Genomic DNA, 13,701 nt, shown 5'->3' on the forward strand with positions numbered 1-13,701 from the left:
CATTTAACCCTTGCATTATAGTGCAAGGGTTTTTATTCGCTTACAGAGATTCCACGTACTGTTCCGTTCATATTTAATTCGTTAATGTTTTCGGCATTTTCCACTAAAATTGCCTCAAAATAATCCTTCTCACCCTGTTACACTAACCTGCACCGTTAGCTCCATTAAAAAAAGAGGATCTCCGCAGCGATTCGTCTTGAGCTTATGCTACCCTTTAGTTTAAGTACAATACTTCACAATAAAAAAGTGACCTCCCATCTTGAGTCTCCCTCGTAAGTTCTATAGAAACATTAGACATACTAGTTATTAATCACTGTTTCAGCAGGTGTAACCCCAATTACAAGGACTTCTAAAGTCAGGCTGCCATTACCTTCTGTTCCATTATTAAAAGTTATATACCTACCCTTAATAATAAGGATTTTATTGTCATTAGATATTTTTTCTATTAAAGGGAAATCTAATTTTTAATGACGACCAACAGGAGGTAATTTAGTGGATAACATTACTCATAACGTTAAACTTACTTCAGCAGAAATAGCAAATCTATGGACTCAATACATAAACGATTCATTATCAATTTGTATTCTTACTCACTCAATTGCAAAGGCAGAAGACCAAGATATTAAAGAGGTACTTGAATTTGCCCTTAGCCTTGCGGAATCTCATATTTTCAAAATCACAGAATTTTTTAATGAAGAGAATTTTCCTATTCCAAAGGGATTTACACTAGAAGAAGATTTGAATCTTAATGCCCCACAACTATTTACAGATGCCTTTATGATGGTCTATATGCACGTTATGACCTTACTTGGATTAACAGGTTATGCAGGTGCGGTTGCTACTTCATGCCGTGAAGACCAAATTGACTACTTTATTAAATGTAACGATGAAACAATGGAATTACATAAACGTATTGCACGGGTAATGCTTAATAAAGGGTTTTACAGTAAGCCCGCAAGGATTAATACTCCTACTGAAGTTGATTTTGTTGATAATCAGCAGTATTTAACGGGATGGTTTGGAAAGAAACGACCATTAAACGTAATAGAAATCAGTGGTATTAGTTTTAACATGATGAAAGATGCAGTTAAAGTTGTTCTAGAAATTAGTTTCGGACAAGTATGCCAAACAAAAGAAATTCAAAAGTATTTCCACAAAGGGAAAGAAATTTGTGAAAAACATTTCGGTATTCTTAGTGGTATATTAACGAAAGATGAATTATCCTCTCCAAATTCTTGGGTATCAGAGGTTACAAATTCAACCATATCTCCATTTTCAGATAAATTAATGTTAAATCATATTGTCATACTGGTTTCCTCTGCAGTTGGATATTATGGTGCAGGTTTATCGGTTTCTCAAAGAAGAGACCTAGCGGTAGAGTACGCAAGTTTGATGACTGAAGTAGGGTTATACGCAGAGGATGGGGCACAACTATTAATAAAATACGGATGGTTAGAACAACCACCATTAGCATCTGACCGAAATAAACTAGCAAAGGTATAGAACAATGTGGCGAATCCAAAAGAAAAATTATTATGGAGTATTGCACTTCCAGGATTCGGACAGTATTTAAACGGAAAACTCTTTAAAGGTACTGTTTTGTTAATATTAGAATTTCTAATAAATGTTCAATCCAATTTTAACGAAGTGATTATATCAAGTTTTCATGGGGAGATTGAAAAAGCCATTGCAAAAGCTGATTATCAATCGTTGATGTTTTATCCATGTTTGTATTTCTTTGCAATGTGGGATGCGTTTAAAGACGCAGGGGGAGGCAATGAAAAATATTCTTTCCTTCCGTTTGTATTTTCAGCGTACTTTGTAACGGTTGGATGTATTTATTCGTCAAATTTAAGGATATTTGGAATATTATTCGGACCTGTTTGGCTTCCGATGTTATTTGTCATACCAGGATTAGCTGTCGGTTTTATAATTAAGAAATTCATGAGATAAAAAAATTAAAATCAACTGGGCGAGGATTGCCCCTTTTATTTTTTTATTAACCTGCTTCGTTAGTGTAATAACTTCAACAAAAAAGTGCCTTAATCTTCTTGGATCAACGCTACCCTTTAGTTTAAGTACAATGTTTCACATTTTTTCTGGAATAAGGAATAAGATAACCAGTCCTAATTAAAGCTGGATTATTTTTTTCTCTTAAATTCTCTAAAAAAATCCTTCTGAAACTGATATTAAAATAAACTAGACTTTGTGTTGTTTAATTTATTTTTAAACTCTTCCAGTACCTTTTTTCTTTCCTGGTAACTTTCCTCATCGCCTTCTTCCCATAGAGTAAGATCTGCACCTTTTTAATTAGCTGGATCGCCTTTTTTTTAACCGAAGAGGTCAAAGCCCTATGCCTCATTTGAAGACCTGCAAGAGAAATGAACAGAATTGATTCATCTGCCAGTTTATCTTCTTCATCATCGTAATCGGAAAATTCTTCCTGCCACGATTTAAGGATAATTTTTGTAGTTTTTCTTGGACTTACCCCTTCATCCATCAGTTCATTCCATTCATCTTGAATATCGCAAGATAAATCATCTTCCCATAAGCCAGTACCCCAAGCTCCCATCCTTTTTCCTCCATTCTTAATGATTCCTACAGTTCTATGCTGTCTTTTTGAACCAAGTCAGAATCTCGTCTTCCTTTGATTATATTTTAAAACAATTTGATTGGAAATCTCTATTCCGATTTAGAACACATCTTTAATTAACCCACAGTTTGTAGAACAAAAAAAGAGCTGCCTCAGCAGCCAAATATTGTTGAACTCAAGCACCCTATAGTTTAAGTACAATTGTTCACAAACTTAGTTTATTACAAGAATGCTGCCACTTTGGTACAAAATGTTAACCTATTTTTTTAGAAAATAAAATACGGTCTTGTCCTTTACCAGCAAAATCGGTTCCTAAAGTTACAGAAAAACCCATTGACTTATGATATGCAACCGACCCTTCGTTAACTGGAGAAGTTATACATTTAACTGTATCACAACCTAAATTTCGAACTTTTGAGAAGAATAAATTATATAGTTCTCTCGCTAATCCTTTATTTCTAATTTCAGGATTTACGCCAACAAAATGTATATAGGCTACATTTGGATGTGTTTGAGAAACAAATCCAATAAGAAAAGCCGATAATCTATTGTTTTCATCTTCAACTATAAAACTCGTTGACTGAAAATGCTCAAAAAAAAATCGAGGCAACAAATGTGTCATTTGTCTACCTCCCCACCAATTATTAATAACGTCCATTACTTTAAAATAATCATCTTCCATAACATTACGAGTAACCAGTTCAAGACATCCTCTCAATAAAAGTTTTTATTATCTTCCTCAATTCCAATTCTCGGATGAATCTCATTTGTCAACGGTTGCTTTTTATTAGAAATTGTTAGTTTAGTAAAGATAATAAAAAACAAGGTTAATTCAGCTATTATCAAAATATTTGGTACTTCAATAATCAAATTAATAATAAAAAAGACGGTTAAAATTCCTAGAAATAACCCTAAATGATAAATTTTCAATCGGTGGTGCACATGTCTATATTGATGGAAAACAAAGGTAGTTGACAGGAAATAGAGCAATACAGATCCAAAAGTAAAAAATAAGATAAATGAGTAATGAACCTCATGTAAAAACAATAGTCTGATAGATGCTGCAATCATGCTCAAAGACATTAAAATAAACAGATGACCATAAATAATGATTTGGCCGGATGTTTGTAAAGACTTGTCGAGTTTCTTCTCCATGTTATCGAAATATTGCCACCACATCGATATAATCAGGATAAATGAAATGATCGCAAAGCCTATTGAATCCCAATTTCCTTTTGTAGGCTGAATGATCGCAAGTGTACTAATAAGAGCTTCCCCAAAGAGAATAATTGTAAATAAACCAAATCGCTCTAATAAATGAGCCGTATTTGTGGGAACCTTTTCTAAGCATTTTCGTCCAAGCACCGGGACAATGATATCAATAAGGATTCCCGTATACAACACAGCATATCGAACCCAAGAATCAAAAAAGACGGACAATAATGAAATGACGATTCCAATCCAAAAATACCTTCCCAAAAAGAGGGCTGCTTGTTTTCGTACTCCCGTTTCTATACGCTGGACAATAAGATATTGGATTGCAGTCACTGCTCTTAAGCCAATATAACCAATTAAAAAAGAAAGATAATAAGGATCAAAATCAACTGATAAACTTGATGTCATAATTAGTACAAAAAACATTTGCAGAATTAAAAATATACGTTGATGAAATAAATCTTTTCCAAACCGGTTAATAAATATGGTTTGCCCTACCCAAGCCCACCAGATAGGAATAAAAATTAATACAAACTTTACTAAATACTCTGCATGGATATGACCATCTTCAACATGAAGTATAACATGAGTCGCAGCCGCAACCGCCGCCACAAATAACAAATCATAAAAGAGTTCTAACCAGGTCACTTTCTTTTCTTCCATTTCTGCACTCCCTCCAATTCTTTATAGTTACTAGTATGATGGAATTATATAGTAATTGAAAGAGAAAATAAAATTGACATAGACCATTTGCCATAGCTTGCAAAACACGAGCCGAATAATAAGAAAACTAAAGAGAAATCCTTACATCCTAGATTTTTTGTAATAAACACTTCATTAAATTAAATAATCAGATAATTAGGTAAAACGACACTCTTCCATTTTGGTATATTATGGTAACATTAAAATAATTTTAAACGAGGAGGAAATGTATGACTAAGACCATCTGCCTTATTTGTGGTAGTTTACGAAAAAACTCTTATAATCGAATCATTGCTCAATCATTAACAGAGCTGGATGATTCCCATCAATTTCGTTGGATCGAGATTAATGAACTACCTTTGTTCAACGAAGACTTAGAAATAAGTGTTCCACAAACAGTGACATCATTTAAATCTGCTATCCAGGACGTTGACGGTATCATTATTATAAGTCCAGAGTACAATTCTGGAATTCCAGGCGTATTAAAGAATGCGTTGGACTGGGCATCAAGACCTCGGGAATCCGCCGTTCTTAGCAGAAAACCGGTTGGTTTAATTGGTGCAACTCCTGGGGGATTAGGTACTGCCTTTGCTCAATTGCAAATCAGACAAGTACTAGAGGCCATGCAGGTTCATGTTCTTCCATTTCAAAAAGTGTTGATTTCCCAAGTACATAAAAAGATTGATTCGGATCAGAAAGTCCTTACAGACGAACAAACAAAACGTTATCTTCAACAATATTTACATCAATTTATTCATTGGATCGGACACACTCCAGCTCTAGATTAATTGAAAAACTCCAAGCTTTTTCAATCATTTTTATTTAAATACTACTAACACATAATGAGTTTTTAGAAAACGAATTCCAGTAATCCGTTCAATTACATTGGAACAAACGAAGGAGTTTAACATCCATTTTCCAATCTATGAATCTTCTTCGATTACTTATACTTAATAAAGGGAGGACAATAAAATGTCTGATTTCTATTCTCGTCTTAATAAAGATGATGCTGCCGTTCTTTTAGTTGATCATCAAACCGGCCTTATCTCCGGTCTTGTGCGTGACTATGGTGTTGATGAATTCAAGAACAATGTTATGGCCCTTGCTAACACTGCTAAGTTTTTTGATTTACCAGTCATTTTAACAACAAGCTTTGAAAACGGGCCTAATGGGCCACTCATGCAAGAATTGGTTGAACTTTTTCCTCATGCGCCAAAAATAGCTCGTCCTGGACAAATTAACGCATGGGATAATGAAGATTTTGTCAAAGCAATCGAAGAAACTGGAAAAAAACAACTGATCATTGCGGGCGTAGTAACAGATGTTTGTGTTGCATTTCCTGCACTTTCCGCTGTGAACGCTGGTTATGAAGTATTTGTTGCTACTGATGCTTCTGGAACATTCAGTAAACAAGTAGCGGATGCGGCATTAACGCGTATGGCCCATGGTGGGGTGCAGCTTCTGAACTGGTTTAGCATAGCGTGCGAATTACAACGTGATTGGCGCAATGATGTTGAAGGTTTTGGCGCTTTAATTTCTAGCCATCTTCCTGGTTATCAAAATCTTATTGGAAGCTATAGGGGAGCTCAGAGAGATTTCAGCAAGCAGCCTAATTAAAATAGCAGCTTATTTATAACTCACTTTTTCCAATATAAAGCTTCTGGCTTATTCAAGAAAAGGCGTTTTTCTGAAGTAACTAAAGCCTAATTTCTCACTTATAACACCTGAGAAATTAGGCTTTTTATATTTGTATTTCCTTAACGTTGTAAATCCGCGTTTTGCTTGTGGTACCCCAAAAAAAGCTAAGGACGATTGTTCAACTAAACTGCCATTAGCCCCCCATGCAGCACAAAATCGGCGCTGCACCACAGAGAATGAAAATGGATTATACGGTCCATACTGTTTTAATGGCTGGCGAGGAAGGTCGATACACTATGGTGCTATAGAGCCCGTCCGTTAGTACTCCAGCGACCACGATGCACCACTGACTGTCGGGCCCTATAAGGGTAGCATGTATGGGAGATTAATCCTTTTCTGGTTGTTGCACCAGCCAAGCCTTTTCTATAACACTTGAAGGAATGATCAATAATTGTAGTTTTCATAAATTAAATATAGGAATTACTTATAAAGGCTCAGCCTTTTTTTAAAAAGCTATTTTATGTACTTTTTTTGATTTTTGGCTTTTTGAATTTTCATGGGAGTGCAATAAGAAAAAGCTGAAGCAACGACAGCCCTGTTCTTCAACTCTTGCACCCTTTACTTTAAGTGCAGGACTTCACAATCTTTTTTTACACCTCATTAAACTCAATCCCTAAATGTTGTGTACATGCAAAAAGACGCCTTCTTATTTAAGAAAGCGCCTGACTGTTGAACAATGAAATATGCGAAAGATCGCTCTGCAAATACGTTCTAATTTATTTGACAAACACACCCGTTTAGCCATCCATAAAGCAGGAAAATCACCCGATTCACCATAGAGAATGAAAAGGGCTTTACACCGTCAATATTGCTTCTACGGCTGGGCGAGGAAGGTCACTGAATTATGGTGCTTTAGGACCAATCAACGCCACCCCAAGAGGATTGCAACTTTCGCAACAGAACAATTTGGCCGAGATGATACGTATCGTGCATCATGATATTGCTGAGTAAACGCTCAATAGAGTACCTATTAGCTGCATACGGAGCTTTTAACTTTTCATCGTCAAGGTCCGCAATGACCGTTTTTAATTTATTCATGACTTCATTAAGGCGCTGCACTGTCTGGGCCCACCCAATTTCGTCTTCTGGATCCCCAGGATTTCCAAAGGTTTCTTCATTGTCTTCTGCCTTATGCGAATTCTCTGTGCCCTTAATTCGATGGATTACGTCTTCATTCCAAAATATCAAGTGGTTGACAATCTGCCAAATCGAATTGCTGATTCCCGAACTTGTCCATGCTGCCTCAGCCGCGATGACTCCATGAAGCGCCTGATCCATGGATGCAAACCAATCATTCTCATGGCAATGCATGTCGAGTTGTTCTAAAAACATTTTGGTTACAACTTGCATACAACCAATCTCCTCACTGTTTAATGTAATCTTTCAAAGTTTAAAGAAAAGAAAAAATATGACTATAGTATAAATTAATCGATCCTAAAAAGGTAAAAACCAAATCCAAGTGGTCCCTTCCATATTGGACATACCTTACCTTTCTCTCCAGCTTCTAATTCTCTCCAACATGGCAGGGTAATCTGATATTTCCGGGTGACGATAACAATAATCCTCATTCAATTTCGAAAAAAGCCATTCATACGCATAAAATAACCTTCATTTCCGACTGTCGGCCATATAACGAAAAAATATTCTCAATCAAATACTCCATTCTTTTATTTTGAGAATACAACAAAATCATGTTCACTATGACTTATTCGGCTCATCCAGCTTTTATTCCTTCATCATGACAAATAAAGTACCCTATAGGTCAGACCTTTTTAAGTGTCTACTCTATAGGGTACATTTTATTTTTCTGGTTGACCTGTTGGCTAAATGACATACCTAGTTTTAAAACCCTCATTTTCGGCTAATGCCAAAACATAATCCAATGCTTCGCCAATCTTTTTCCCCATTGGATATTCGGGAGTACTCGTTGTTAAATCCTTAACACTCGCAATACGCAATAAGCCTTCCAAGTCCTTTAAAAGATCATCTTTTCTTTTTTCTACTTCTGCCAGCCAATTGATTTCCATTACAATTACATCCTCAAATCCCATTTCAATTATATTAATTTTATCAAATTGCTAGAAGGAACTGGATAAATAATGTTTGTTTAAATAAAAGAATATCAAAATAAGGACAATATCTTTGTCCTTATTTCTCACCCATTTCCCTCTATCTTTTTGTCGAATTAAGGATTATAGTTTTGCATAGAATATTATTTTTATAAACATAAAAAAAGGCTCTGTGAACTGATACAGAATCTTTTTGCGTTTATGGGGATTCTTCTGACCTTACAATCTTGAAGTTATGAGACAATAGCGTTTCTTCGACCGTTCCTTATTTAATTAACCTGCCACGTTCGTGCAAAAAGAAAAAAGCGATTGCCGCAGCCATCCCAACAGAATTTAGAGGATCACTCCATCACTTTTTAATTTTTATTTTCTCAGGTATAGTCTTCCAGTACATAGGGTCTTCTAATCCTAGCCGCCAAATTCCGATTCCACCTAAGTTATATTTTTCTACAAGGTCTAGCTTAAACCGCAGACTATAGCTATTCTCAAACCATGCCTGGTGGCTATGTTGTTCTTTATCTATGTAATTGAAATGAGGTGTTTGTGAACGGGAGTCCCATATTTCCTTTGCTTTATATTTCGTTTTCTGATACATTAACTGTGCATAGGAACTATACGAGGCTTTGCTTGTTGTTGTATCCCAGTCCCATCCATAACCAGCGATACCAAGTAAAATCTTTGATGATGGTACTTCATGTTTCAATGCATACCGAATCGTTGCTTCTGTCCAATCGACTGATGCTGTTGACCCAGGTGCTGTTCTTGGGTTGTGCTCATCATATGTCATAATCATTAACCGATCTGAATATTGACCAAGCTTTTCATAATCAAACCATGGTGACCAGGGATTAGCACGGGAATCACCTGTGTTTGCCGGAACTGAAACCGTAACTACTTTTCCATCACGATTTAGTACATCAGACAATTTTTTTATCAGCAGACTAAAGGAATCTCGGTCAGCTAAATACAAATTTTCCATGTCAATATTAATACCGTCATATTTAAACTGATTCATTTCATTGCGTAAGTTCTGAATGAAAACATTAAGGTTTGCATCGTTATCGAGGACATTACTTGCTACCTGCTTGCCCCTCTCCACGGTTTCATAAAAAAGATTATGTACAACCATATATACTTTCAGATGTTTTTCATGAGCACTCTGAATCACCTGCCTTTTATGGTCGACTGTAACGGAATCTATAAGATGGCCTGGTCGTTTATCATCAAGCTTATACCAAAAGGGTGCAATAATGCTCAAATTGCTGAATTGCGCGTTCACTGTAGGTTGCGATCCTGGATACGTTCCCTCCTGCTCTGTGTAGAAACCTAAAACTTCACGAGGAGTTTTATTCTTATTGGATTCCTCTTTTCTTTGTACCTGACTACAGGATGACATTAGTAATAATGCCATGCTTACAGACATAATGGTGAATGACAGATAACAATTTTTCGCCATAATACACCTTCTTCTACTTTTTATATTTCTTAAGTTGGTAAGAAATGTTGTAACTTATTCACAAATTGCCTTTCCCCCAAGAAAGGGTTTCAGGAAAAAGACATCCACAAGTTTTAAGAATAAAAAGTGCACAGAACGAAAGATCTCTGAGCGTTTTTAAGTAATTAGACTAAAGATCTTCCGCAATCCCGCTGAAAAAGACTCAAAGCCAATTTATTAATCCTAGTCGATGAAAATTCATGTTGGGTACCTATCGCAAAATTTGATTCTGCACCTAAAAATGTATACTAAATGCATATTAAATTGCACTGCAAAACAGTGCTTTTTGATTGTAAAAAAAACAGCCCAATCCGAATTGGACTGAGCTACTTCATCATTTAATTTGGGAACATCATCAGCTAACGGGTTAATTGAAGTACTATACGTCACATTCTTATTAAGAAAATGAAAAAATTGTGGTGAATGCTACCCTTTCATTATTTATTTTGATTCCTAAGTGATTCCCTATCAATGGATTGGGGAGGTTTTTCAAACCATCCATGATCAATTAAGAGTTTTGCCCCTTCCACAGCATAGGTCCCTACTCTCAGAATATAGCCTTCATAATTTACCGTTAAATCCTTTCGTAATGATGCTGCAATGGCAAGTCCAAAATCTCCAATACCTATGGCACTTTGTGCATTTGTATGAAATAACATTAATTTATCGGAAAACGGTGGGTCAGTGCTATTTGTAATAGTAGAATCCCACGTAGAGGGATACGAATTATCGTCTTCTTTTAGTTTTATCATAAAATCTTCCACCATTTTCTTTCCTAAGTCATATCCTTCTTTAAAGTAATCACTTATTTTTTTGGACTGAGCAACTTGGCTAAATCCTAAAAGCATTGTTTTCGCGACATTTGCCACTTCGATATTAACGCCTAAATGGGCAATTTCTATTCCCAGGAGCGGTCGTCGATGACCAACTAAACCACCAAGGAATTTTTTCTCAGTTACATACTCAACTTTATCCGGATAAGTTATATAAGGAGCTCGGATAAAAACCCCTTTTTCCTGCATTAGTTCTACATTACGGTCATACAACTTTTCTGTTTGATTCGAAAACTGTTTGAATAAATTACGGACATCTTTACGGGCTGAGACTGACTTAGCCAAACTGTATGAATTCAATCCCGTTCTACCCATATGATGTAAGTATCGCATATAAGTTACATCGGAAAAGAGTTTCTTTGCTTGTAGATTCACATCCTGTTCTCCAAATCCATTTGGTAGTGGAATCCCTTCTTCAGTAAATAAATCCGATATTTGAGCCACATGTTCTAATGAGTAACTAAGCGCAAGTTTAATAATAGGTATAACATCTTGATCTTCGCAAGTTTGTAAAAAATGTTTTAGAACACAAATAGACATGGTATCACCAATATAGGTACTCCATAACATCGAAATTTCAGCAGATGTTATAGTGGGTGAGTGTTCCACCATAGATTTCCAACCCCATCACATATTTTTTTTATTATTTCCGAAAATATGGCGGGTAATGTATAAAATTTTTGATTCTGTTTACTAATTCTTAAATTGTATTGGCACCGCTGTATTAATTAAATCTTCATTACTTATAGCATCCTATAGATATATTTAAATATTGATTCTTGGAACTTACGTTCTACTTGCTGTAACTTCCTTATTAATAGGAAGTGTTTGATTCTTTTCCTTCGCTTGTGATACCCATTTATCAAGTGATAAATAAATAATACCTGCAACGATACAACCTAATCCTAGAATCGTAAATAGAACCTGACCAAGATGATCATCAAGTAAAAAACCTGCAACGATGGGACCCACTGCACTCCCAACGATCCATTGAAGACTTGCTGCCCCCATATAGGTGCCTCGTAAATGTTCAGGTGCAATATTCGCTACAAATGTCATTTGTACCGGGGATAAAAGCATTTCTCCTAGTGTATATATTCCATAGATTATTAGAAGGAATAATAGGATACTCCAATAAGAAAACTGGAGCTTTGTAAAAAATATAGGCAGCCATCCTACTGCAAGCAGCCCAAAACCAAATAAAACCGAACCATATAGCATAACCTTTCCAAGTTTGCGCTTACTTGCCCATCTCGATATTGCAAATTGGAAGAAAACGACCAGTGCTCCGTTAAAAGCCATTAAATAAGGATATGGATTTTGAGCATCAGAAAGTGCCGGCAATTGTTGATCAAAATGCAATGGAAGCATCCCTTCCGTTTGTGAAAATCCCATCGAAATCACAATTCCCGTCATAATATAAAAAAGTAAAATTTTATCTTTGAAGAGCACCGTAAAAATAGATGGTAGTTTTTCTTTTTCCTCAAGAACATTCGTATCCTTTTTTCGTTCATTTTTCGGTAGTGTTTCTGAAAGCAAGAGTGCTAAAAAAATGGAATACACAAAAACGGATGTAGCAGCAATGATAAAAATAACTGATTTTGATAAAAACACAACGGACGCTCCAAGCAATGGGCCGATCGCAGCTCCAATATTGTGTCCCATTCGCAGCAACCCATAGGCTTCTGTCCGTCCCTCTTCATCCGTCACATCAGCGACCATAGCTGATGCCGCAGGATGAAAAAGTGAATTAAACAAGCCGAAAAAACTCGATATCACTAAGAATGGATAGAAGCCATCGAAAAAAATAAAACCAAGCATAACCAGTCCATTTCCAACCATTGAAACAATCATAATAGGCTTCCTGCCATATGAATCGGCAAGCTTTCCGCCTAATAATGAACCGAGGACTCCTGCAATTGGTCCCATCGCCATAACAACACCAACTTGCCAAAAATGATCCACCTTATCACTCATATATAAGGCGAAAAAGGGCATTAACATCATCATCGCAATACCATTAATCGATTCACCGATAAAACGAATCCAAATATTACGATCCATTTTTCGATAAGCCTGAAAAGTCATTTTCAATTTTTTTCCTCATTTCTCACTGACATCTATTTTGTCAGACTTATTTTTTTAACGCATTTGAAAAGCACAAAAAACCGTGAGCAAGTTAAACCTGCCCACGGCTTTTAATTTGAATTAAAGAATGGGTAAGGAAAAACTTATGGTTGATTCACAAAATAAACTATAAAACATATCCCATTAAGCATTTCCTTACACCTCCTACTATGAAATTTTGAAATTATCTTAATTATCCACTCAAATTATAATTTACAATTTAGAGGCATGTAAAGAAATTTCTTTTAAAATCAAAATATTTTCCTTCCATTCCCCCTTCCTTTAGTTAAACATAATGTGAGTAAAATTACTTCAACTGGGTAGTATATGTTTAGGATGATGTACGTTCATATTTAGCAATGAGGAAGTGAATCGATGAACCACAGTAACGAACGCAATAACCTTGGTGAAAATGTAGAAGAAAGTGGTAACAACCAAACTGAAAGTAATACTAATCTAGGTACCAGTAACACTGGTGAGACAGCAGGGACTTTAACTGATGCCGTTGCGGGTGCAATGATAGGTGCTCCATTTGGACTTTTTGGTGCTGTTATAGGCGGTGTTTCAGGAGGTATTATTGGTAACCAGTTGGTAGAGACGGCTGAAGCAGATACCAATACAGCTTCCAATAATAGTGAAGAAAGTAATAAAAATAACTCTATAAATAAGTAACGATTGTTCATAAAGATTCCAATTAATTTAACAAGAGAATGGAAATTTTCCTTTAACCTCAGATGTTGAAGAACTGTTGCAGGCTGGATAAAGGGTGAAATGCCTAGGGGAAGAACTCAATAGTGAGTTCTTCCTCTTTTACTTCATATCTTCAACTATATACTTAGCTAACTCTTCGTCAGAATGTCATCTCCATCAATATCCAGACGGAATTCCTGCCCTTGAATCTCACCGCCATTTCTAAACTCGATTTCATAATCGAATAGAACTCTTGTATTGAAATCGAAACCACCTTAA

At 35.9% G+C, this 13,701-nt stretch carries 13 protein-coding genes and 1 pseudogene; 5 read left to right on the forward strand and 9 right to left on the reverse strand.

Going from position 1 to position 13,701, the window contains the following annotated elements:
• The first annotated feature begins 492 nt into the window (after positions 1–492).
• Positions 493–1,503, forward strand: coding sequence for a DUF3231 family protein (locus tag QUG14_RS04570; RefSeq protein ID WP_289339345.1), 1,011 nt, complete (start codon positions 493–495; stop codon positions 1,501–1,503).
• Positions 1,504–1,509: 6 nt separating this feature from the next.
• Positions 1,510–1,953: a hypothetical protein gene (locus tag QUG14_RS04575; protein ID WP_289339347.1), complete on the forward strand. Its 444-nt coding sequence runs from the start codon at positions 1,510–1,512 to the stop codon at positions 1,951–1,953.
• 262 nt (positions 1,954–2,215) lie between these two features.
• Here the strand turns inward: QUG14_RS04575 and QUG14_RS04580 are convergent, their stop codons facing one another.
• The 3 genes from QUG14_RS04580 to QUG14_RS04590 all read right to left on the reverse strand — a co-directional run bounded on the left by QUG14_RS04580 (position 2,216) and on the right by QUG14_RS04590 (position 4,471).
• Entirely contained in the window at positions 2,216–2,572 is a 357-nt protein-coding gene (locus QUG14_RS04580; RefSeq protein ID WP_289339348.1) for a MarR family transcriptional regulator, read from the reverse strand.
• A 274-nt stretch (positions 2,573–2,846) separates the two neighbouring features.
• Complete coding sequence (locus QUG14_RS04585; RefSeq protein WP_289339349.1) at positions 2,847–3,275, reverse strand: GNAT family N-acetyltransferase; 429 nt, start codon at positions 3,273–3,275, stop codon at positions 2,847–2,849.
• Positions 3,276–3,307: 32 nt separating this feature from the next.
• A complete protein-coding gene (locus tag QUG14_RS04590; protein ID WP_289339350.1) occupies positions 3,308–4,471 on the reverse strand; it encodes a low temperature requirement protein A in 1,164 nt (387 codons plus the stop codon).
• A gap of 269 nt (positions 4,472–4,740) precedes the next feature.
• Between QUG14_RS04590 and QUG14_RS04595 the strand changes: the two genes are divergently transcribed.
• Positions 4,741–5,298 (forward strand): NADPH-dependent FMN reductase, encoded by a 558-nt coding sequence (locus tag QUG14_RS04595; RefSeq protein ID WP_289339351.1) that lies wholly within the window; start codon positions 4,741–4,743, stop codon positions 5,296–5,298.
• Positions 5,299–5,482: 184 nt separating this feature from the next.
• Complete coding sequence (gene ycaC, locus QUG14_RS04600) at positions 5,483–6,127, forward strand: isochorismate family cysteine hydrolase YcaC (protein ID WP_028395711.1); 645 nt, start codon at positions 5,483–5,485, stop codon at positions 6,125–6,127.
• A gap of 933 nt (positions 6,128–7,060) precedes the next feature.
• On the opposite strand, the gene QUG14_RS04605 is transcribed toward ycaC, so the two are convergent.
• From QUG14_RS04605 to QUG14_RS04625, 5 genes are all read right to left on the reverse strand, one after another.
• Positions 7,061–7,558: a DinB family protein gene (locus tag QUG14_RS04605; protein ID WP_289339352.1), complete on the reverse strand. Its 498-nt coding sequence runs from the start codon at positions 7,556–7,558 to the stop codon at positions 7,061–7,063.
• 473 nt (positions 7,559–8,031) lie between these two features.
• Positions 8,032–8,235: a hypothetical protein gene (locus QUG14_RS04610; protein ID WP_289339353.1), complete on the reverse strand. Its 204-nt coding sequence runs from the start codon at positions 8,233–8,235 to the stop codon at positions 8,032–8,034.
• A 391-nt stretch (positions 8,236–8,626) separates the two neighbouring features.
• Positions 8,627–9,733, reverse strand: a complete 1,107-nt coding sequence (locus QUG14_RS04615) for a glycosyl hydrolase family 18 protein (protein ID WP_289339354.1) — start codon at positions 9,731–9,733, stop codon at positions 8,627–8,629.
• A 476-nt stretch (positions 9,734–10,209) separates the two neighbouring features.
• On the reverse strand, positions 10,210–11,217 hold the full coding sequence (locus QUG14_RS04620; protein ID WP_289339355.1) for a DUF3231 family protein: 1,008 nt from the start codon (positions 11,215–11,217) through the stop codon (positions 10,210–10,212).
• A 174-nt stretch (positions 11,218–11,391) separates the two neighbouring features.
• Positions 11,392–12,699, reverse strand: coding sequence for an MDR family MFS transporter (locus QUG14_RS04625; protein ID WP_289339356.1), 1,308 nt, complete (start codon positions 12,697–12,699; stop codon positions 11,392–11,394).
• A 408-nt stretch (positions 12,700–13,107) separates the two neighbouring features.
• On the opposite strand from QUG14_RS04625, the gene QUG14_RS04630 reads away from it, so the two are divergent.
• Positions 13,108–13,404, forward strand: coding sequence for a hypothetical protein (locus tag QUG14_RS04630; protein ID WP_289339357.1), 297 nt, complete (start codon positions 13,108–13,110; stop codon positions 13,402–13,404).
• Between the two features lie 141 nt (positions 13,405–13,545).
• Here QUG14_RS04630 and QUG14_RS29725 read toward each other — a convergent pair.
• Positions 13,546–13,655, reverse strand: a pseudogene (locus QUG14_RS29725) (cyclase); the annotation flags it as partial.
• Between the last annotated feature and the right edge of the window lie 46 nt (positions 13,656–13,701).

The sequence above is a fragment of the Neobacillus sp. CF12 genome (genome assembly GCF_030348765.1).
Taxonomy (GTDB): Bacteria; Bacillota; Bacilli; order Bacillales; family Cytobacillaceae; genus Neobacillus.